Source organism: Sphingobium subterraneum (assembly GCF_014199435.1).
Classification (GTDB): domain Bacteria; phylum Pseudomonadota; class Alphaproteobacteria; order Sphingomonadales; family Sphingomonadaceae; genus Sphingobium; species Sphingobium subterraneum.
The window spans coordinates 15,266-35,077 of sequence record NZ_JACIJP010000007.1 but is presented as its reverse complement, the minus strand read 5'-3'; the positions used below and the strand labels follow the sequence as shown (position 1 = coordinate 35,077).

The following is a 19,812-nucleotide window of genomic DNA, read 5'->3' as shown; positions in this document are numbered from 1 at the left end:
CACGCAGGCAAAGCTGGATACCGATTGGCGCGCTCGCCCTCCAGGTGAAGGCATCGCAATGGCGATGCAGACACACTTCGAACTCAATGGGTTTGGTCATCATGTCGGCGATCTGCCGACGAGAAATTTCGCTATCCCGGACTGGATACAAAGTCGAACAAGAGCGTCGATTACCAAGTCGGGAATACAACTTGGCTTCGAAAGCGACTTCCGTTCCTGGGCCTCCGACCATTGCGACGGCGCCCGCTACGCTGCAGCGTGGTGGCTCTCACGCGATGTCGAAAGTCGCAGGACCCTGTATTTTGATCAGGTTTCGGCCATAGCCTGCGAGTTTGGCCTCCCCACCAACCTGCTCGACGCCGTGATCGCGCAGGAATCCGGCTACAAATCTTGGGCCATCAGCACCGCTGGTGCCATGGGCATCATGCAGATCATGCCGGGAACCGCTCGACTACTTGGACTCGTAAACCCGTTCGATCCAGTCTCTAACATGCGGGCAGGCGCGCGTTACCTGCGTCAGCAATTCGATCGCTTCGGCCGGGTAGACCTGGCGCTTGCCGCCTACAATGCAGGCCCCGAACGCCGATCGCTGAGCGCTGGCTACGTACCAGCGATCCCTGAGACCCGGAACTATGTTCGCACGATCACCACCAATTGGGCACGCTTGGCGCAATTGGGTGTCGGGGGCAGCGATGCAACAAGTCGCGGTGAAGCGGCCATGGTGGCCGTGCATGCGTCGGGCTACCGGAGAGTTGAATTGGTCCGCTACGACGGATTGAACGCCGTAAATCCGATGTAGTGTGCATAAAGCAGGGCGATGCCAAGAATGCACGGAAACCCGCAGAAGTAGCTGAGCTGGAAGTGCAACCAGATGCGGGGCAGGCAAAGCAACTTCTGCAGGGTTGTGGCGCAACGAAACTCAACCGCGTGGCTCCGCACCTCGTAGACGGTCTTGATCAGCGCACACACCGCGCAGATCGCTGCCAGCAGACCAACTGCTGCGTATAGCTGCGTCCAGGCTTGTGCTGCCTCGGGTCTCATGCCTGCAGCGTCCGATTATGCTCGAGCACGCGGGCCTGATGCGAGAGAAGCATCTCGTATGCCTTGCGCAGCGCCTCATGAATAATCGCGGGGCGCAGATCGACCTGGATTTCGCCGCGGCGGCACGTGGCGACTTCGCAATAGAAGCTCTTTAGGCCCTCGCAGGCCAGAAACACAGCCTGTTCGCCGTAGGCCGTATAGTCATGCAAGAGTGCCACGCTGAACTTGGCCCGAACATGATCGATGCCAAGCTCCGCAAAAAGCCTGTCGCGCAGCTCGTCTTTAAGCGCACGGGTTTGCCGGATCACCTTGTGCAACCGGGTCCGGTGCATGTGAAGGCGATCAGCCAAGTGAGCGAGCGGGATCCCCTGCCGGGCGGCTTCCGCATCGATCAGCCGTTTGTATTGCTGCTGCTCGCTGAGGCGCTGTGGCGGCTCGCCGAAAGAGAATGCCGATTCTTGGCCCGAGGCCGGACTCGGTCTGAATACGGTATCGGGTGTCACGGTGCTGTGCGGCATGGCTCGTCCCTCCCCAAGAGGGTTGCTCTATGGGATGCCATAGAGTGTCAAGAGTCCAAAGCTTTGTAGCGGCTACACAATCCAAAATGGATCAAAGAAGGTGGTTCACCTGCGCGAGGTGGACGACAAACGGGATAACTACCTTGTCGTGCACGGTTTTCCCGCTGATTTGCGCGATTTTCTGGCGCATCTCATCATAGTCGGCAATCCAGTCGGGCTTCACCTCGAGCCAGACGGCGACCCTGCCGTCTACTGGATGCTCGAAGACGAACCGGTCGATGTAATGTCGGTCAAATTCGAGCGACCGCGTTCGTTCGCAGGCATGCTGCACAGTCGAGCGAAGGCTCTGGAATTTGGCGGATTTCTTGGAGAATTGGCACATAGCATCGGCCAGTAGATCGAAGCAATCCTGGCTCAAAAGCATCCGGATATTGCGTGTTCCACTCGCCATTGAGTTCGCGCCCGGTTTTCCATGTTGGCGCGATAATGGGGCACAAACGTTAAATTTCCGAATCTGTGCCTGCGGCACCCGATTCGCCTGTCACTTTTCCCGACGACGGGAACCAGATTCCCCGAAGAAGGGAATCACAGTTGCCCGACCGAACAAGTCGAGTTCCCGATATCGGAATCGGATTCCCCCTCATAGGCAAACAATAGCGGTTTTGAATCCTCCGTCGGTAAATTCCGTGATCCGCATGGCGCAAGAAACCAATCGTTGATTGCCGAGCGGCGCGCCGCCCTATTCTTTTGAGAGGCCCCTGAATGATGCGGGCGGTTTCGGAAAAGGGAACGATGCGATGCAAGACAAGTTCAAAGGGAAGGGCGCGATACTTCTGCAGGCAGCGGCGGTGGTCGCCGTCGCTGCGCTTTTTGGAAGCGAAGTTGCGATGGCGGGCGCCGACACGACCTTCAACACGGCGCTCTCCAGCTTCACCGGCTTCCTCGAAGGTTCTGGCGGCAAGATCATCACCGTGCTTTCGCTCGCCGGCGGCATCGTCGGTCTCGCCTCGGGCCGCTTCAGCCTCGGCCAGGTCGCGATCCCGGTTGGAGTCGGTGTCGGCGCGGGCACGGGCGTGCCGATCGTCACCGCCGCCGTCACCGCGACGGTCTGATCCGGGTTTGCCGATCCGCTTGGGCCTCAACAAGCTCAGCGCGGACCGGCCCGAGGGCGGGGTTGCCTCATGAACAGATACACGGTCCCGGCGCATCTCGATGATCCCGAGCTCATCGGCTTTTGGACGCTTGATGAGTTTCTCGCGATGATCCTGCCATTCGCCTGGGGCGTCCTGTCTCAACATATTCTGATTGGGCTCATTTCAAGCGTGCTGGCCTGGTGGGGATTGCGCAAGTTGAAGGCGGGACGCGCCGTTTCGTGGATCATTCATACGGCCTACTGGTACCTGCCGGGTGCCTTCATGGGTCTGAAGGCGACGCCGCCCTCACATCTTCGACTGATGGCGGGCTGACATGGACCTCTCGATCACGCACCAGCAATCGCAGCGGCTCCTGAAGCAGCGCAACCTGCTGGCCAGTTCTTGTCTGGTCTTGTTCGGCGTCTCGGTGATGCTGACGCTGACCGCGCTAAAGCGCGATCGCGAGGTGGTGCTTCAACCCGTGCTGGCGCGACCGCTGACGCTGACTTCGAGCCAGGTCGACAAGGACTATCTCGAGTTGGTGACGCGCGATGCGGCGCTGCTGACATTGAACCGCTCGCCGTCAAACCTCCAGTACTGGATGGAATCGATCCTCAGCATAACCGATCCGAGGACGCACGGTCGGATGAAGGCCGAGCTGATGAAGGTGGTGGGTGAGCAGAGCGGCTCGAACGTCTCGCAGTACTTTACGATCCAAAAGCTGAGCGTCGATCCCGACAATCTCACGAGCGAGGTCAATGGCACGCTGCACACCGTGGTCGGCTCGAAGGAAGTGACCGCCGAGGCGCGCACTTTCCGCTTCGTGTGGAGCTACTCGGGAGTGTCGCTGAAGCTCGCCGGGTTCGGCCGAGTCACAGACGCTGAGAAAAAGGGAGAGCAGCCATGATGGCAGGGCTCGGATGGGGCGCTTGCTTCGCGGGCGCCGTGCTGGCGGGACGGCCCTTGACGATTTCCGGGCGCCCGCTGGGAGCAGCACTCATTTGTTTGGGCACACTATGCCTGGCATCGCCCGCACTTGCCGACCAGAACGTCATGGCCGCCGACAATGGCACGGTGCAATGCGTGGCCTCGGCGAAGGACCTGACGCGGATCAGCCTCGCGGGCGACCAGTTTGCTTCGGTTTCCAAGATCACCACCGGCGTGCCCACAGAGGACTTCAAGGTCGTCAACGAGCCGGTGCGCGGCGATATCTACATCTCGGTGCCCGATGGCTTCGTTCGGCCCAACCTTTCGTTCTTCGGCACGACCCGCAAGGGCTTCGTCTACAAGTTTGTCTGCCAGGTGCGAGGGCAAGACGCCGAGCAGGTGTTCATCGCCAATGCGGCGATCAAGGCCGAGCAGGCGCGTGACTGGGAAGTGCGGTCCTCGCCCGAAGACGCGGCGGTACGGCTTGCCCAGGCCATGTACCGCAGCGAAGTGCTGGACGGTTTCGACATCCGTCAGTCGGTGCTCGAACCGGTCACGGTCGGCAAACTCGAAGTCCAGCAGGTCGGCGAATACCGCGGCGCGGATCTCAAGGGCCTGATCCTTCGCGTGCGCAACAGCGGCCGCGATGCCCAGGTCCTCAACGAGAACATGCTCGCAGCACGCGGCGCCGTCGCTTTCATGACGCCGGTGAGCGAGCTCGCCGCAGGCCAGGAAACGGCCGTCTACCTCATCCAGGCAAATGGAGGCCGGTGATGGATTTGCGCAGGATATTCCAGAAGAAGCCCAAGGCGCTCGATGCGGGTAGCGACGAAGACGCCTCGCCGCTCGGTGATGCGATCGCCGCCAACGAGACGGTGAAAAAAAAGCAGATGCTGCTCCTGGGCTCGGCCGGCGCCGCGGCGCTGGTAATGGGGTCGCTCTATATCTTCGACGATAGCGGCAAGGCGAGCGACTCCGAGGTCAAGGAGGCCGCCGAAGGCGTATCGGTCGATGAGATGGTCAACAAGAACATGGCCGAGAAGGAGTGGCGTGCGCAGTCCGAAGCGCAGATGATGTCGATGAACTCGAACATGCGCGCGCTCGCCGCCCGAGCCGAGCGCGCCGACCAACTCGAGCAGCAACTGGCGAGCGCACAAGGCGCAGGCGGGGGCCAGGGCGGGGCCATTTCCTCCGATACCGAACGCGTGTTGTCGGCCTACCAGGCTGAAAACGAGCAGCTGCGCGCTGCCCTCAATGCAGCGCGGCAATCACCTGTCGGTGCCAATGCCGGGCCGAACGCGCTCTACGGGCGCACCAGCCCGCCAAGCTACCAGGTTGCCGGCGCGCCGCGTGTCGGAGGACCGGTGCCGACGACACCGGCCGGACAGGCGGCAGCCTCGGCAGCAGGCCTTCCGGTGATGCGCGGCAACGAAGTGAGCCTCGTATCATTCAGCGAAGGCGCGAGCGGGACGGGCACGCCTGTGCCCAAGGGCAATACGGTATTTACCGACAGCGCGAACTACCTGCCGCCCAATTCGATCGCGGTCGCCAAAGTGATCGTCGGAGTCGATGCCAATGCCGGGGTCGAGAGCCAGACCGATCCCTTGCCGGTGGTGCTGCGCATCACTGGACCCGCACGCTCGGTCTACGAAAACGGGCGGCTGCTCACGACCAATATAGCGGGCTGCCTCGTCAATGGCGCGGCGCGCGCCGACCTTTCCTCGGAGAAGGTCTACGTCAAGCTTCAGCGCATGACCTGCCCGCAGCCGGGCGGGCGCTACGCGGTCTCCGACGTCAAGGGCTTCATCGCCTTCGGCGGCAAGACCGGGGTGCGGGGCCGAGTGGTGAGCCGCGAAGGCGCGCTCGTCGGCCAGGCCTTCCGGGGATTTCCGAATGGCAGCACCAAGGCCTTTGTCGAAGGGCTGAAGCGCGTGGTCACCGACCAGGCGCAGGAAGCCCATATCGCGATCGACCCGCGGCTGTTCCGCGCCTTCAAGGTCACCGCCGCGCCGACCTTCATGGTGACGGGCCGCGAATACGAGCTGTGCGACGGGTTCGATTGTTCGAGCGCCGCGCCCGAACACGACCGCATGAGTGGTAATGTCACGGTCGAATACGCGCTCGAGAGCTTTGCTTCGGCACGCGGGCCGGGTGCCGGTGTCGCCGGCGTCGCGCTCGCCAACATGCGCAAGCGGGACTGACCATGCAGCCGCGCGCCCTCCCTGGGCCAGCCTGGTCCCGGCTCGCGCCAGCCCTGCTGCTGCTCGGCGCGGCCCTCGCGGCCGGGCCGGCAAACGCCCAAGTCTATATCCCGCCGCCCGACGATCTGATCGAAGACCTGCCTGTCCTCCCCTCCGCCATCGACCCTGGCATCGCTCTGCCTGCACCGCCACCCCCTTCCGCGCCGAGCACCATGACCCCGGACGAGGCCAAGGCCGAGGCGCGGACGACGGGAAGCGCCCTGCGCGGCGCCTACGAGGGGCTGACTCAGGCACCGGGTGCAGCCGGGCAGATCCCGGGCTACCAGGACTCCTATCCAGGCCAGACGAGCTATTACACCAACCCCGAAGCCATGCAGACCGACGGCGCGGTGGCGGGCTGGAACAGCGAGGCCTACCAGACCGCCAATTCGACGACCCGCCCTACGGTCGATGTCACCCGCAGCGATCTCGCGCGCGCCACCGCGATCGCGGCCGATCCGAACGCCTATCTCGATGGCATGAGCGCCGACGGCTCGACCGGCTCCTGCACCCCGCTGCCACCGGGCTCGGGCACGCCCAATGTGGCCGAATGGACCTGCCATGTGGGGTCAAGCGTGGTCGAGCAGCCGCGAACCTGCACCCGCAGCCTGTCGGTCGCGGAATGGAACGACACGCTCTACCAGTACCTTTGCGTCACAGGCTCTGGTTTCGATGGCTGCGCATCGCTTGCCGGCAACGCCATGTGCCGCAAGACCGCGAGCTATCCGGTTCCCGAATATGGCCTGACGGTCGACTATTACGACTGCGACAGCCCGGTCAGCGACCCCAACGTCTATCTGATGGGCACGCTGCCTAAACCGCCGCCTGCGGGCGCATTTCAGGTCGTGAGCAATGTCTATCGCTGCAACACGCAAGGCATCACCGATGCCCTGACTTTCGATCCCGTCACCGGCACGCCGCTGCAATACCTGACCGGCCTGCAGCAATGCGGGTCGATTGCCTCCAATGCCAGCTGCACGGCCACCAGCGCCACCGCTGCGGGCCTGGCCGAGCGCTCGCTGTGCAAGGCCTGGGATTTCATCGGCGACCCTTTCGGAGGCGGCTATCTCACCTGCCTCGAACCCGCAGCGCCCGAAGAGGTCTACGTCTGTACCGCGAACATTGCGGGGATGACGGCAGAGAGTTCGATTTCGAAATGGTTCGTTGAAACCTGGACCGACAACGCCTGCGCCATCGACCTTGGTTCCTGCACTTTCGCCAGCGAGCAATGCACAGCAGCGGGCGAGACACGGGTCATCGGCGGCGTCGCGGTCACCAGGCCGTGCTGGGAAGTGACCAAAACATACCAATGCCAGACCGTGGTAGGCGGCGGTAACGATTGCGGCACGCTCGAGGCGACTGCGGGCTGCAGCCTGGCGCGCGAGATCTGCCTCGACGATCCGCCGCGCGGTGATGGCACCTGCGACGTGCTCGAGCGCGTTTACACCTGCCCGATCCCGGGCACGGTCCAGGAACCCACCCAGTATATCTGCGGCGGCGACGTCTACTGCGTGAACGGCGAGTGCGAGGCGGTGGAGCGCGAGGCCTCCGACGAGTTCAAGGATGCCGCCGTTGCGCTCAACGCGCTCGGCCAAGCCAATGCCGAGTTCGACGAAGCCGCGCTCACCCTGTTTCGGGGAACGCGCGAGAGCTGCTCGCACAAGGTCTTCGGGCTCTCGAACTGCTGTTCGGGCAAGGGCATTCCGCTTTTAACCCCCTGGCTGTGCAGCTCTGCCGAAAAGCTGCTCGACGAGAAGGACGATGCCGGGCTCTGCCACAAGGTCGGCACCTATTGTTCCTCAAGCTTCCTGGGCATCTGCGTCACCAAGAAGGACGTCTATTGCTGCTTCCAGTCGAAGATCAGCCGCATCCTGCAGGAGCAGGGCCGCCCGCAGATCGGCAAACCCTGGGGCAAGCCCAAGACCGAGACCTGCGAGGGCTTCTCGATCTTCGAGTTCCAGCAACTCGACTTGTCGGTGATGGATTTCTCCGAAGTCTACGCCGACTTCATGGAAGCCGCCAAGCTCCCCGACGAGGCTGCTGCCCTCGTCTCGATCCAGCAGAAAATCGCGGATTACTACGCCGCGAATAAGCCGTGAGCCGGGCGATGGATGACGACATCGTCACCCTCGGCAAGCGCGGCATCGCCGCCGACATGACGGTGGTCGAGTTTCTGGTCGGCATGGCGCTGACCCGCGGCGGGGCCATGTCGCCACGCGATCTTGCCCATGCGGTCTCGGCCTGGCTCGGCAAGCCGGTGCGCAGTGCCGCGCTCGGGCCGGCACTGACTGCGCTCAGGGCCAGGGGCTGGGTGCACTGCGCCGCGGGCACCTACACAATCGGCGAGGAGGGCATCGAGGCCCTGCGCGGCTTCTACGCCGCCATGGTGCGGATGCTCGACGCTGGGCGACGCCTGCTCGACGTCGCGGTCTTCCTGTCGCTGATCAAGGAATTCGAGAGGAACGAATTATGATTCTTCATCGCACCATGACCCTCGCCGCATGCGCGGCAGTGCTGGTAACATCCATCACGCCCGCCATCGCAGCGGACGGAGATGGCGTGGAAGTCGAGAGACAAGAGGACGCGCTCTACTGCAAGGAGCGCCAGCTCGGCACGTGGTTCTACTGCGAGAAGCCGAAAGAGACGTCTCGGACCGACGCCGCACCGCAGGTATCGGCGCGGGATCGCCTGGCCGCGATCAGCACCAGTCTTGAGGAGCTTAAGGCGCGCGCGATCCTCGAGCCGAGCCCAGTGAACGTCACTGCCTATGTCCGCTTCCAGCGTGAGCAGCTTGATCGCTCCTCGATGTTCGCCGACGTCTGGCAGCGCGCACTGTGGCAGGATCCCGGGCTCGACTACACGTTGCAGCGCCCGGTCTCGACGCTTGGCAAGCGCGCGTGGATCGACCAGCGCAAGACCGACCGCGACCTGGTCATGGCCCAGCTCTCGCAGCGTTACGGGGTATTCTACTTCTACGCCTCGAGCTGCGGGGCCTGCGACATCTTCTCGCCGATCCTCAAAGCCGTCAGCGACAAATACGGTCTCTCTGTGCTCGCCGTCTCGATGGACGGCGGCCCCTCGGCTGTCTTCCCGGGCTACATGGTCGATAGCGGCCAATACGAGCGCCTTGGCATGGGCGCCGACCGGCAGGTGCCTGCCCTCGTCCTGTTCGACAGCGTGACCAAGCAGCCCATGCCGATCGGCTACGGCATCCTCAGCCAGGACGAGATCATGGACCGGGTGTTCCAGCTGACCCAGGTTGCGGCGGGGAGTGACTACTGATGCGCAAATCTCGTGCCTCCCACCGCTCCGCAGTGAAGTTCCTGACCCGGCTTACCGGTGGCTCGAAGCGGGTGCTCGGCACCCTGCTCGCCGGATCGGTCGTGCTTGCCTCCCCGACCCCGGCACTCGCCGGGGTCGAAGGCGAGATGCAGAGCTTCATGTCCGACATGGGCGTGCAGGGGAACATCACCGGGCCCAGCGCCTACCAGGGCCAGTCGGCGGGTTACTATTCGGGTGGCGCGGTCTGGTCGCGGTTTCCGCAGAAGAACATCCAGCCCTTCAACATCCAGCTGCCGCATGCGCGTGCGGGCTCTCGGCCACCACCTTCTTCGTCTGCATCGTCGTCGCTGGCGGGCTTCGCGAACTCGATTGGCTCGACATTCTCGCGCAGGATGTAGCCCTCGGCGACCGCCGGGTAGTCCTTGTAGGTGAGCTTGATCCGCGCGGCATCGAAGCCCTCGGGGAATACCAGGAACCCGCGCAGCGAGGGCAGTTTCATGATATCGTCGGGCAGGACCAGAGGCTGGACTTCCGAGCGCGGGGTAATTGTCGCGGCATCGCGGATGTTGGAATAGCCGTAACTGTAGGCCTCATCCATCATTCGCACCTCGCGGTGGCCGATGTAGTCCGAACAATGCTCAGCGGTATCGCGATCAGCGGCGGCCAAAATGAGCTTGGTGCGCGCCAGCGAAGATAGGTTCTGCGCGCCTTCCTTGCCGTAGGTCTCCGACAATTTGGCGAAGGAATGGATGCCGAGAACGAAGGCTCCGCCGAATCCCCGTGCGGTCTGCAAGCCGTCCTCGATTGCAGGCAGGCGGTGCAGCGCATGGACCTCGTCGAAGAAGAACCAGGTGCGCAACGAGCGCGTGCGCGGCAGGCGCATCAGCGTGTGCACTGCCAGGTTCATCCAAAGCGAGAGCAGTGCGCGGTTGAGGACGAGTTCGTTGTGCGAGGAGGTGATAAACAGGATGCTGCCCGGCTTGTCATCGTTGCAGATCCACGCTTGTATCGAGAAGGGCTCCTTGCCCTCGGGCAGGAAGCGCAGAGCTTGGGCATTGGTGTTGAACACGGCCCGGATCGACTCCGCCATCTTGGCCGCTTCAGGCGCAGTCAGGGGATCGGCGACGGTGTTTTCGAGCATCTTGTGGACCTCCTTGAGATCCGCCATCATCAACCGGCTGGCGAGCGCCTGGTTGGTCGCCTGGCCATCCTTGATGAGCTTGATGCAGGTCTCGACAAACAGCGTGCGGGCAGCGAGCATCCAGAACGGCTCTGCCCCGCCGCCATCGGCGGGCAAAAGGGCCGCGGCGATACCGGTAAAGTCGGCATGGTTCTTCGCCTCGCCGAACACCGACCAGGACGGGCAGCGCTCGTCCATCGGGTTGAGGATCACGTCGGTCTGGGGATTGTAGAACGCCTCGACGTAGGCACCGGTGAGGTCGAAGACGACGGCGCGATCGCGGCGCACCCGCATCTGGGCAATCAGCGCGCGCATCTGGGTGGTCTTGCCGGTCCCGGTCGAGCCAATCATCATCGTATGCGACTGTTCGGTGCGCCAGGGGAAGGCGACCCCGGCGAGCGAATAGGCGTGGTGAATGCCGGCCGCTTTACGCGGGGCAAGCGGCATCGCCATAACCTCGTCGAAGCTCATGTCGGGAAGCCGCTCGGCGATTTCCTGGTCGAGCGCAGCCCGGTTGTGGGCATTGATGACGGCTGCCAGCTCTACGCCGTCGACCAGCATCGCGCCGCGCTGGTGACGCTCTTCAAGGATCGACTTGCCGCGCCGCTTCGAGAAGTCGACGAACCAGATGGCGAGCGGTACGGCGAGGAACAGCGAGATGAACAGCGAGCCCCAGACCGCGCGCATCATCCGGTTCCAGGCGATGGCAACATCGGGGTGTGAGGCGACCATCGAAATCGGCGCCGGGATCACTTCGCCAGAGGGCAGGGTGAGGTTGATGACCTTGCCGGGATTGAACTCCATGAACCCCCATCCGGCTGCATAGATCCGCATGAGTATCATCTGCACTTCATGTTCGTGGAGACGCAGCGCGAGCGCGACCGAGAGCACGAGGAGGAAGGTAGAAAACCAAACCATGAAAGGCAGGCGCGCGGAGGCAAACCACATCAGGAATTCATGGGTGATGAGCTGCGATCCGCGGGTGAAATCACCGGCATTGCGCGGCATGGTCCCGCGCGCCGAATGGTGCTGTAGCTTGCCCGGCCGGGCGCGGTCGGACCAGGTGTCAGGCCCCGCCATGAAAGGCCTCCATGCGCCGCTCGGCTTCGGTCAGAAGTTCGGTGTGCACCTCGGGGTATTCGCGCTGGACGATGAGGTCGAGGGCGAGGAAGGTATACTCGGACGAGAACTGACGCCGGCGATCCTGCTCGGATGAACCGCAAAGGTCATCGATGAAGCGCTCGATGGCGATTCGCAGAAGCTTCGATCGGGAGATACTGCGCGAGACCGCAGCGGCATTGGCCGCCTCGGCAACGGGTCCGGGAAGCCGGACCGAAATCAGGACTGTTTCTGTCATCACCAAACCCTTCGAAAAGGGCCCGGTGGAGATTGCGCCTGGATGTTTTAGGCCATCGCCGATGGCTTGGCAAGGGAAGGGGGAGCCGGTGCCTGCCGTATTCAAATGTATTACGCGCAAAATGGCGCAATTGCGTCGCCCCCAATTGTGTTCAGCAATTATCACACATTGTGATACAGGAATGGCATTGCTGTATACGCGCGAAGTTCTGCCAATTTCTCCTAATGCGGTGCAGTGTACGGTCTGCACCTTTACCCCTTGATCCGATGCAACTTGGTTCGCGTTGGATTGCTGGTTTTTTCAGGATCGAGGATCGGGCCTTCAGTGCCAGTCTCTAGGCGCAGCAGCAGCAATCTATGCTTCGCAGGCCACGGCAAATTACAGATGGTTTGAACAAGAGGACTTGCCAACCGGCGTTGGCGTTGTGATGCTTCTGCCGGGAGGTTTCAGCGCCAACCCAAGAGGTATCATCATGGCCAGGAAAGGAAGTCTTGAAGCGGAACGACAGGCAATCGCAAGGGAGCGAAACGCGCTGGAAGCGCGCGAAGCGAAGCTGCGGGAAAGCGAGCAGCATGCCATGGCCGAACTGCTGAGAAAATCGGCACTCGGCAAGGCACCGTTCGAGCGGGTTGAAGGCTTCTTCGCCGCACTCGGAAAGCTCGGCCTGGCCGAAGCGGAAAAGCGCTTGGCGAAAAGCTGAAACCGGTCTCGCAAGAGACCAGCACAGCCGGGGTTCCCAAAATTACTGCCTGCATCCGCAGGCAGTCGAGGGGGCCCCGGCTGCGCTTTATGAACCGGAGCAAAAAAGGGGCCGGAGAGCCCCTGAGGAGCCCTCCGGCGCTGTGCGATGTTTCTGCATGTCAGAACGGGCAGTCCGCGTCCCATTCGGGATCCATTACCACGCTCATGAAACTTGCGGCGCGGGCGATGTTCGCCTCGTCGAAATCATCGGCCATCATGCCTGGCACCGTATGGACGATCCGGTCGATCAGGTTCTGGGGCAGCGCATTGTAGTCGCCCTCGTCGATGGCGACGAAGCAGCCCTCGTCGTCCTCGATAACGTGCTGGTCGAAGAAGCTGTGCTGGGCCCGGACAGTGGCGGCGCGCAGTGCGGCGTCATAGCTGATGGGATCGAAAGCCGGGATGTCGAGTGCGGTCGTAAGAGCGTTCATGGGAAGCCTCCTGTCAAAATCATTGAAGAGGCCTCCGAAACGATGACCGAGCTTGGCCCGGGTCAGGAACGGGCCGCCCGCGGCCCGCCGCGAAGCGGGGGTGGGGGTGCCGATTTTTCTGGAGCGTAGGCGCAGCCGGAGTGGCAAGAAAAATTGGGGGAACCGCCCTTCTTGACGCGGGCCAATGGCGGTCATCATGCTTGGAATTCTGCGAGAGTTTTAACCCCTGTTGGTCCGCACCGCCGGTGGGTCCAAGTGCTGGCCTGCCGCCCGGCCGATGCGAAGGCTGGGAACCGGGCAGGCCGACAGGCCGTCACCCGGGGCCCAGCGAGCGAGCCGGGGCAGACCAGGGGCGTTCCAATCGACAAAAAAGAAGGGCATCCGGCGGTTAGACCGGACACCCTTCGGTAAAGTCGGATCACGTTGTCTCCCGCTCAAAACGGCGGGAGATCGTCACCATTGACCGTGCGCTTTGCACCGCCGCGTTCTGCCTGAGCCGGTGCTTTTGACCGGGCTGGGGGAGCCTCGTTCGGGACACCGGCCTCGCGCACGATGTGCATCGGCACGCGCGCCTCGCGCAGCCGGTCGGCGAGGTTCGCCTGGATGCCGCCGCCGCTGCACACCACCGCCTCGACCGGTTTGAAGCTGAGCATGCGCGCATTGCGTTGGTAGGGCGCCGAAGGACCTCGCGACGCATCGGGCTTGCACAGGATGACGGGGACGTTCTTGCTCGATGCCCAGGCTGCCGCGATCACGTCAGCGCCCTTGTTCTGTGCGGTCGTTGCCAGCACCATCGAAGGGATGCGCGTCCGGATTGCATTGAGGTAGTCTTCAACCTGAGCAATGTCGGTGAACTGCTGCCCGCCCGAGAACACCACAACCGGGCCCGTGGGCGCAAACTGCTCGCGCCGCTGCGCCTTTTGTGCGGCAAGGTAATCGCGCGCTTCGATCATCGAGGCATTGGTCTTGGACGACACCCGCGAGCCGCGCACCGGTGAGAAGGGACGGCCGGTCTCCACGAGGTAGATCTTCGCGGCATGATCGCGCATGCATTCCATCGCATCGCGGCACTCGGCCAGGCTGCGGGCCTGCATGGTGAGGTCTTCCAGATCGGTCGCATAGACCTCCGAAGGATCATATTCGCGCAGCTTTTCCTGCAGCCGGTTCGCCATCGAATCCTCTCTGGTGTCGAGCCGCTTGGCGACGACATGGAAGCTGTTGGCGATGCCCCAGGCGACCTCGCTTGCCATGTCCTCCATCCGGGTATCGCGGAACAGGTCGAACACCGTTGCCAGCATCATCTCGATTGCCGCCTGCGCCACATCCGGATCGGGCATTTCGGCAGCGCTCGGTTCATGTTCGATCGAGAGCTTGGCAAGCTCGGTCTGCTCCATGAATGCGGCGGCATAGTCGGGAGTGGCGATTTCGCGCGCATAATGTTCGGCAAGGTCGGCGAAGTTCGAGAAACGGTCCGTCATGATAACCTCCAAAAGGAATTGTCTCTCATCAGGCTGATGAAAGTGAGCCTTGAAGGACGCCGGAGTCAGGCAGTCAGGGACGGCGGCGCGCACGCGCTGCCGCCGCGAGTAGCGGGCGTGGGGGGAGCCGATTTTTGCTCGCAAGGCGGTAGCCGCAGCAGGCCAAAATCGGGGGGCACCCGCGATCCTTGACGGCCGCCAATCTCCCAGGCGTCATGCTATGGCGATGCTGATTTCGCTCAGCCACCGAGATGAGAGAGAGATTACGGTTTTGCCCCCGAACCCCATTTGGGCGTTCGGGGTTAACCGCAAAACGCCATGTCCTCTGCGCCCCGCTTGATTGCCGTGGCCGAAGAATGTTGGTGGGTCGTCGCGGCGCGCGCTGGCTGCGCCGTGGTCGGCGGAGCCAGCAACAAATGACGGACCCCTTGTCGGAGACAGTCAGTCGGCCCGTGGTCTGGTGCATCGCACGGGCGCGGGACGGCGACGGAGGCGAAGGCAAGAGTGCCGGCGGCCCAATGCAGGAAACCCCGCACCCGCAGGAGCGCGCCAGCAAGGCGCGCGGGACCGAGTGCGGCAATCTTGACGGGGCCGCTCCTTCACTTCTGACCGGCGATGTCTGGCACCCTGCCGATCATCGGCATCACCAATGCCAGAAGCGCCAACGTTGATGATCAGCAGGCAAGCGATGGCGATGATCATGATGGTCATCAAAAACCCTTTCACGGGGATATGGTTTGTTAGAAATATGTGTGCTAGTTTCTAACGAAAGGAGCACTCGAATCATGTCCGCCATGGCCGACAAGATCATGAAGCGCGTTCGCGCGAAGGGGAGGGGGTGGGTATTCACCCCCAAGCATTTCATCGACTTCGGCACACGCGGCTCGGTCGACATGGCACTGTCGCGCCTAGCGCAGGCTGGGGAGATTCGCCGGATCGGGCGCGGCCTCTACGACTATCCGCAGTTGCACGACAAGCTGGGTGCGTTGACACCCGATGCCGAGATGATCGCGCAGGCCGTATCGGCGCAAAGCGGCGACCGGCTCGCGCCCTCGGCAGCGGCAGCGGCGAACAGGCTTGGCCTGTCAACGCAAGTACCTGCCAGGACGAGCTATGCGACGACAGGACGAACCCGCGTGCGCCAGGCCGCTGGCCGAAGCGTCACGCTGAAGCACAGCCGCGCACCAGTGCTGGGCAATGCCTCGGAGGTTGCCAACGGCGTGGTCCAGTACCTGGCTGGACTGGGGCGCGACAACATCAATGCTGATGCGATTTCGCAGCTTGCCGCGCGGCTCGATGACAAGGACGTGCAGACGTTGCTCAAGGGCCGCGCGCAGATGCCGGGGTGGATGGGCGATGTCGTGCTGAAGATCGGGGCGGTGCACCATGGATGAATTTGCCCGGCGGCCTGCCGAAGAGCGGCGGGCGTTCTTTGCCGAAGCAGCCGCACGCCGCGATCTCACGCCGCTCATCGTCGAGAAGGACTTCTGGGTGTGCTGGACCCTGCGCCGGCTGATGGGCGTACCCGAGCTGGCCAAGGTCCTGACCTTCAAGGGCGGGACCTCGCTCTCAAAAGCATTCGGGATCATCAAACGGTTTTCAGAGGACATCGATCTCACCATCAATCGCGCAGCGCCGCTGCTCGGCGAGGTTGCTTCGCCGATGGCGAGCGACATCAGCGGCAAGGAGCGCGAACGGCGCGGCAAGGCGCTCGGCGCTGCCGCGCAAGACTGGGTTGGGACGATCCTCCTGCCGACGCTCGCGCAAGCGATCGAGGCAGCCCTGGGCACCCGTGATGGTTGGAGCATTGAGGCCGATCCCGATGACAAGGATCGGCAGACCGTCCTCTTCAACTACCCGGTATCCTCGGGCTACGGTCTCGACTATGGCAATACTTATGGCGGGCGTACCGGCTACGTGCAGCCGCGGATCAAGCTCGAGTTTGGGGCAAGGGGCGACCCCGAGCCATTCGAGCAGCGGGACATCCTGCCCTATGTCGCCGAGGACTTTCCGGGCGAAGTACCCGATGCGGTGACTGCCATGCCAACGCTTGCGCTCGAAAGGACCTACTGGGAGAAGGCGACGATCCTGCATGCGCTGCACCACAGCGGCAAATTGCGGCCAGGTTTGTCGCGGCACTTCTACGATGTGTTCATGCTCGATGCTGCCGGCGTCACGGAACGGGCGCTGACCGAGCGTGTGCTGCTGGAGCAGGTCGTCAGGAACAAGAGCCTGCTCTTCGCTGATGCCAAGGCCTCCTATGGAACGGCGCAGCTCGGAACACTGCGGCTCTCGGTCACCGAAGCAATGCGCGAGGAACTGGCGGCGGACTACGCCGCCATGGCGGAAATGTTCATGGAGGAACCGCCGGCCTTCGAAGAACTGGTGTCCCGCCTCGCGGATATCGAGGGGCGGATCAATGCGGCCAGCTAGCCCGCAAGGGCACCGGCAAGGCGATAAGAAAAATCAGGAGATGCCTCGGATGGAATTCGACGACCAGATGCGGCGCTTCTTCGGGACCGATGATCTCGGTGCGGTTTCGCCCGCAGCGATGGCCAGCGGTATCGAACGGATGCAGGTCGAGTTTGGCCTTGAAGCCGACAAGGGCCGCAGGTTTGCGATTTGGTCGCTGCTCTACATGCTGGGTTCGGCGCCGGACCTCGACGTCGCCTTCAAGGACGAGCGCGACCGCGATGCGGCGCGCACGTTCATGGACCTGCTGGACCAAGCAAACGATACCGCAGCGGGTTGATCGAGCCTCGGAAACGCCAGCCTCAGGCTTATCCCACATTCGGGCAATCAGCGCGATCTGTAGGATAATCAGTCCGCCCAAGGCGGGCGATGACATCTCTATTTGGCGCGATAATTCAAGATTGATAATATATCTTATGTTAAATCAATGGCTTAGATGAATCACGCATTGTCAGGCCACGATGACTGGTCGCGCGGCAATCGCTGCTCGTCGTCGATCACTTCAAGACGATGCGGGGCCTCGCGGCTCCAGGACCACAGCACCAGATTGCGGTCATCGACCGTAGCTCGCGAAGCGAAGCTTGGCACGATCACGCCGGCGCAGCCGGCGGCAATGAGCCGATCGGCCAGTTCCCAGGTCGGAACGGACTTGCGGTCTCCGGCAAGACGCTCCCAGGCGCAGCTGAGCTGCGCCAAGGTGACCTGCGCTGCATCCCGCACGTCAGGGCTGGTCAGGTCGAGAATTTCCAAAAGATCGGCGCGGTAGCTGCAGATCGTCAGGGGCTGCGCCTTGAAGGCGAACCCTTGCTGAGCCTCGAGCCAGGCGGTTTCGAGGCTGAGCGCCGCATAGAAGCACGCCGTGCCGACGCGGTTGAAGCGGCCGCCGTGAAGCTTCGCGCCTTCGCCCGATTCCGGATCATAAGCCCACGCCGGATGATGCGCCCGATAGACCAGGCCGTCGAACCGGGTGAACGGCAGAGCCGATTTCGAAATCTGGCTCAAAGATCAGGCCCAAAGATCAGGCAAAGCCGCCGGCGGCAATCCGGCCAAGATAGGTGCGAACCTTCTCGCCCTGTCCCTGACGGACAAGCTCTTCCGCCGTGGCATCGCCGAAGGACGGCAGCGGCTGCGATCGGTACCAGGCATAGGCGGCAAGTTCACTACCCGCCCAGGGAATGACCCGGTTGATGATTTCGCTCATTTCACGCAGCCGCGACTGGGTGGCGATGCTGTTGCTGCGGGCGGCCTTCGAGACGGCATCGCGTGACAGTCCCGCGGCGAGCGCCAGTTCAGACTTGGTGATATGAAGCGCCGCCGACAGCCTGTCGACTGAGACGCCCTTGTCGCCGGAGACTTCGCTCAAAAATGCCGCGCTCGCCATTTGCCTCACCATATGCCAATATTTAGGTCATTATATGCGGCGTTCTCCGAAAATTGTCAAGCTGGACGTCAGGCTGCGAACAGTTCGCCCTGACCCGTACCGGACGCTCGAACCGCGCCGATCATTAGCGCAGGCCGACGCAGCAGTTTCAGGACCGCCGGGTTCACCACGTAGACCGCATGGCGCCCGCCGCCGCGATTGCGGTGGTTGGTGGCGTAGCCAGCGTAGTGCCGTGTGACCAGACCCGCACGCGCCAGATCCGAGATCGCGCGGCTGACATTGGCGCGGCCCACGGCCAGGACCTGCTCCTCGACTGCCTGGTCAATCTGAGCGGCATCGCGGGCCTCATCGCCGGAGAGTTCATGCCTGAGCGAGGCTGCAACGCGGGCGCGCAGCGCCGCGCGGCGGCCCTGCTGTTCGCTCAAAGGAAGCAGCTGGGTGCAGAGCCAATCGCGCAGGAGTGCGGGCTTTCCATCTCGGGCAACGAAGGGACCGGACTGCCCTCGCCCGTCGGCGGCTTCGGATACGAGTTGGAGAACCAGGAAAGCGTAGCGCGGCCGGCTCGAAACTTCGGCCAGCACCGCGTAAATGTCGCCAACGCCAGTGATCGGTGTCTGTTGCTCCATGAATCAGTATTGAGCACAAAAGGTGAATCCTGTGAATCCCCTTTCGTTCAGGCCATGTCGTTTGTCGCCCGTGACACTTTGCCTGGCACCGCATCAGAACATTCGGGACCTGCATCGTCAGCCAATTCGATCGGCAGAGCATTCAATACGGGCGGGTATCACCCGCGCTCCTGCAAAGGCTGATGTCGATGATGACACTTTGCCCTCGGGGCAGAGTGTCACAGACGGCAGGACATGCACCGATAAGTCGACAGAAAAGGAGCCAGGGAATGAAGCTGATATCCAACGTCGGCGCATCAGGCATAGCCGAAGGCGACCCCAAGCTTTTTGCGCGGTTTGGCGGTCGCGACCGGCATAGCCTCTGCCTTCGGACTTTGTCCGGGCTTGCGACCAAGTCCGATCCGGACGGCGAGTTCCTTGCGTTTGGCGGCATAGTCGGGCGCGACCATGGGATAGTCCGCAGGCAGGTTCCAGCGTACGCGGTATTCGGCCGGCGTCATGCCATGATCGGTGCTGAGGTGGCGCTTGAGCATCTTGAACTTCGCGCCGCAATCGAGGCAGGTCACCGCATCGGGTTTGACCGACGCGCGCACCGAGACCGCGGGTATGCGCACTTCCTCTGTCGGCTCGGGCACCTGACCAAGCGAAGCCAGAGATGCGTAGACCGACTGGATCAGGCCCGGCAGATCGACCACCGCGACCGAATTGTTGCTGACGTGGGCCGAAACAATATCAGCGACGTGATCCAGGAGCATTTCATCGGCCATTGCGTGCGGTCTTTCTCTAATTGGCGATGGCGGACCCTATGGGCCGCGGCCGCCAAATGCCAGTGCCGTTGGCTTGCGCTCCAGATCGACATGCGCAAAAAAATGGGGCCAGCTTGCGCCGGCCCCTTGGAAAGTTTTGGGAGAGGATGCCTGAAAGGCACTCCTGATATGGGGTGACGCCTTAAATGCTGCAAGTGCGAAATAAGGTCCGGCAGTTGAATTTTGTGCAACGCGGCAT

At 62.7% G+C, this 19,812-nt stretch carries 25 protein-coding genes and 1 pseudogene; 15 read left to right on the top strand and 11 right to left on the bottom strand.

Annotated features, from left to right (window positions below):
• The first annotated feature begins 58 nt into the window (after positions 1-58).
• Positions 59-799: a lytic transglycosylase domain-containing protein gene (locus FHS92_RS15960; protein WP_184081744.1), complete on the top strand. Its 741-nt coding sequence runs from the start codon at positions 59-61 to the stop codon at positions 797-799.
• On the opposite strand, the gene FHS92_RS15955 is transcribed toward FHS92_RS15960, so the two are convergent.
• The 3 genes from FHS92_RS15955 to FHS92_RS15945 all read right to left on the bottom strand — a co-directional run bounded on the left by FHS92_RS15955 (position 766) and on the right by FHS92_RS15945 (position 2,088).
• Positions 766-1,041, bottom strand: coding sequence for a hypothetical protein (locus FHS92_RS15955; protein ID WP_184081743.1), 276 nt, complete (start codon positions 1,039-1,041; stop codon positions 766-768). The two genes, FHS92_RS15960 and FHS92_RS15955, sit on opposite strands and share 34 nt — an antisense overlap.
• Positions 1,038-1,559, bottom strand: coding sequence for a hypothetical protein (locus FHS92_RS15950; protein ID WP_184081742.1), 522 nt, complete (start codon positions 1,557-1,559; stop codon positions 1,038-1,040). The genes FHS92_RS15955 and FHS92_RS15950 overlap by 4 nt, the downstream gene beginning before the upstream one ends.
• Positions 1,560-1,650: 91 nt before the next feature.
• On the bottom strand, positions 1,651-2,088 hold the full coding sequence (locus FHS92_RS15945; protein WP_343056752.1) for a hypothetical protein: 438 nt from the start codon (positions 2,086-2,088) through the stop codon (positions 1,651-1,653).
• 268 nt (positions 2,089-2,356) lie between these two features.
• On the opposite strand from FHS92_RS15945, the gene FHS92_RS15940 reads away from it, so the two are divergent.
• From FHS92_RS15940 to FHS92_RS15900, 9 genes and pseudogenes are all read left to right on the top strand, one after another.
• Positions 2,357-2,671 (top strand): hypothetical protein, encoded by a 315-nt coding sequence (locus FHS92_RS15940; RefSeq protein ID WP_184081741.1) that lies wholly within the window; start codon positions 2,357-2,359, stop codon positions 2,669-2,671.
• A 69-nt stretch (positions 2,672-2,740) separates the two neighbouring features.
• Positions 2,741-3,025, top strand: a complete 285-nt coding sequence (traL, locus tag FHS92_RS15935; RefSeq protein ID WP_019054103.1) for a type IV conjugative transfer system protein TraL — start codon at positions 2,741-2,743, stop codon at positions 3,023-3,025.
• A 1-nt stretch (position 3,026) separates the two neighbouring features.
• Positions 3,027-3,599 carry a type IV conjugative transfer system protein TraE gene (locus FHS92_RS15930; protein WP_184081740.1) on the top strand — a complete coding sequence of 191 codons (573 nt, stop codon included), beginning with the start codon at positions 3,027-3,029 and terminating at the stop codon, positions 3,597-3,599.
• Positions 3,599-4,393, top strand: coding sequence for a TraK domain-containing protein (locus tag FHS92_RS15925; RefSeq protein WP_184081779.1), 795 nt, complete (start codon positions 3,599-3,601; stop codon positions 4,391-4,393). Before FHS92_RS15930 ends, FHS92_RS15925 begins: the two co-directional genes overlap by 1 nt.
• Positions 4,393-5,820, top strand: coding sequence for a TrbC family F-type conjugative pilus assembly protein (locus FHS92_RS15920; RefSeq protein WP_184081739.1), 1,428 nt, complete (start codon positions 4,393-4,395; stop codon positions 5,818-5,820). Before FHS92_RS15925 ends, FHS92_RS15920 begins: the two co-directional genes overlap by 1 nt.
• Before the next feature lie 2 nt (positions 5,821-5,822).
• The gene (locus FHS92_RS15915) at positions 5,823-7,958 is read left to right on the top strand and encodes a conjugal transfer protein TraN (RefSeq protein WP_184081738.1); all 2,136 of its coding nucleotides are present in this window, start codon (positions 5,823-5,825) and stop codon (positions 7,956-7,958) included.
• Positions 7,959-7,966: 8 nt separating this feature from the next.
• Positions 7,967-8,332 (top strand): hypothetical protein, encoded by a 366-nt coding sequence (locus FHS92_RS15910; protein WP_184081737.1) that lies wholly within the window; start codon positions 7,967-7,969, stop codon positions 8,330-8,332.
• Between the two features lie 14 nt (positions 8,333-8,346).
• Positions 8,347-9,141, top strand: a complete 795-nt coding sequence (traF, locus tag FHS92_RS15905; protein ID WP_425506260.1) for a conjugal transfer protein TraF — start codon at positions 8,347-8,349, stop codon at positions 9,139-9,141.
• Positions 9,141-9,452 (top strand): annotated as a pseudogene (locus tag FHS92_RS15900) (conjugal transfer protein TraH); the annotation flags it as partial. The gene traF and the pseudogene FHS92_RS15900, both read left to right, overlap by 1 nt.
• On the opposite strand, the gene FHS92_RS15895 reads toward FHS92_RS15900, so the two are convergent.
• Both FHS92_RS15895 and FHS92_RS15890 read right to left on the bottom strand, forming a co-directional pair.
• The gene (locus tag FHS92_RS15895) at positions 9,368-11,401 is read right to left on the bottom strand and encodes a type IV secretion system DNA-binding domain-containing protein (RefSeq protein WP_246352064.1); all 2,034 of its coding nucleotides are present in this window, start codon (positions 11,399-11,401) and stop codon (positions 9,368-9,370) included. The pseudogene FHS92_RS15900 and the gene FHS92_RS15895 overlap by 85 nt on opposite strands.
• Positions 11,388-11,678 (bottom strand): CopG family transcriptional regulator, encoded by a 291-nt coding sequence (locus FHS92_RS15890; RefSeq protein ID WP_184081735.1) that lies wholly within the window; start codon positions 11,676-11,678, stop codon positions 11,388-11,390. Before FHS92_RS15890 ends, FHS92_RS15895 begins: the two co-directional genes overlap by 14 nt.
• 283 nt (positions 11,679-11,961) lie before the next feature.
• Here FHS92_RS15890 and FHS92_RS18430 point away from each other — a divergent pair, with 283 nt between their 5' ends.
• Positions 11,962-12,378 carry a hypothetical protein gene (locus FHS92_RS18430; RefSeq protein ID WP_246352063.1) on the top strand — a complete coding sequence of 139 codons (417 nt, stop codon included), beginning with the start codon at positions 11,962-11,964 and terminating at the stop codon, positions 12,376-12,378.
• A gap of 160 nt (positions 12,379-12,538) precedes the next feature.
• On the opposite strand, the gene FHS92_RS15880 is transcribed toward FHS92_RS18430, so the two are convergent.
• Together FHS92_RS15880 and FHS92_RS15875 are read right to left on the bottom strand one after the other, a co-directional pair.
• On the bottom strand, positions 12,539-12,850 hold the full coding sequence (locus tag FHS92_RS15880) for a hypothetical protein (RefSeq protein WP_184081734.1): 312 nt from the start codon (positions 12,848-12,850) through the stop codon (positions 12,539-12,541).
• Positions 12,851-13,284: 434 nt separating this feature from the next.
• Complete coding sequence (locus tag FHS92_RS15875; RefSeq protein WP_184081733.1) at positions 13,285-14,328, bottom strand: DUF2493 domain-containing protein; 1,044 nt, start codon at positions 14,326-14,328, stop codon at positions 13,285-13,287.
• Between the two features lie 615 nt (positions 14,329-14,943).
• Between FHS92_RS15875 and FHS92_RS18595 the strand changes: the two genes are divergently transcribed.
• From FHS92_RS18595 to FHS92_RS15860, 4 genes are read left to right on the top strand one after another with little or no spacing between them, the layout of a single operon-like run.
• Positions 14,944-15,072, top strand: a complete 129-nt coding sequence (locus FHS92_RS18595; RefSeq protein ID WP_275229495.1) for a hypothetical protein — start codon at positions 14,944-14,946, stop codon at positions 15,070-15,072.
• 41 nt (positions 15,073-15,113) lie between these two features.
• Positions 15,114-15,722 carry a DUF6088 family protein gene (locus tag FHS92_RS15870; protein ID WP_184081732.1) on the top strand — a complete coding sequence of 203 codons (609 nt, stop codon included), beginning with the start codon at positions 15,114-15,116 and terminating at the stop codon, positions 15,720-15,722.
• On the top strand, positions 15,715-16,761 hold the full coding sequence (locus FHS92_RS15865) for a nucleotidyl transferase AbiEii/AbiGii toxin family protein (protein WP_184081731.1): 1,047 nt from the start codon (positions 15,715-15,717) through the stop codon (positions 16,759-16,761). The genes FHS92_RS15870 and FHS92_RS15865 overlap by 8 nt, the downstream gene beginning before the upstream one ends.
• A 49-nt stretch (positions 16,762-16,810) precedes the next feature.
• Positions 16,811-17,080, top strand: coding sequence for a hypothetical protein (locus FHS92_RS15860; protein WP_184081730.1), 270 nt, complete (start codon positions 16,811-16,813; stop codon positions 17,078-17,080).
• Between the two features lie 161 nt (positions 17,081-17,241).
• Here the strand turns inward: FHS92_RS15860 and FHS92_RS15855 are convergent, their stop codons facing one another.
• The 4 genes from FHS92_RS15855 to FHS92_RS15840 all read right to left on the bottom strand — a co-directional run bounded on the left by FHS92_RS15855 (position 17,242) and on the right by FHS92_RS15840 (position 19,574).
• Positions 17,242-17,802 (bottom strand): RES family NAD+ phosphorylase, encoded by a 561-nt coding sequence (locus FHS92_RS15855; RefSeq protein ID WP_221231116.1) that lies wholly within the window; start codon positions 17,800-17,802, stop codon positions 17,242-17,244.
• A gap of 16 nt (positions 17,803-17,818) precedes the next feature.
• The gene (locus tag FHS92_RS15850; RefSeq protein ID WP_145075440.1) at positions 17,819-18,181 is read right to left on the bottom strand and encodes an antitoxin Xre/MbcA/ParS toxin-binding domain-containing protein; all 363 of its coding nucleotides are present in this window, start codon (positions 18,179-18,181) and stop codon (positions 17,819-17,821) included.
• A 68-nt stretch (positions 18,182-18,249) separates the two neighbouring features.
• Positions 18,250-18,807, bottom strand: a complete 558-nt coding sequence (locus FHS92_RS15845; protein ID WP_184081729.1) for a hypothetical protein — start codon at positions 18,805-18,807, stop codon at positions 18,250-18,252.
• Positions 18,808-19,103: 296 nt separating this feature from the next.
• Positions 19,104-19,574: a Ros/MucR family transcriptional regulator gene (locus tag FHS92_RS15840; RefSeq protein ID WP_184081728.1), complete on the bottom strand. Its 471-nt coding sequence runs from the start codon at positions 19,572-19,574 to the stop codon at positions 19,104-19,106.
• Positions 19,575-19,812: the final 238 nt, after the last annotated feature.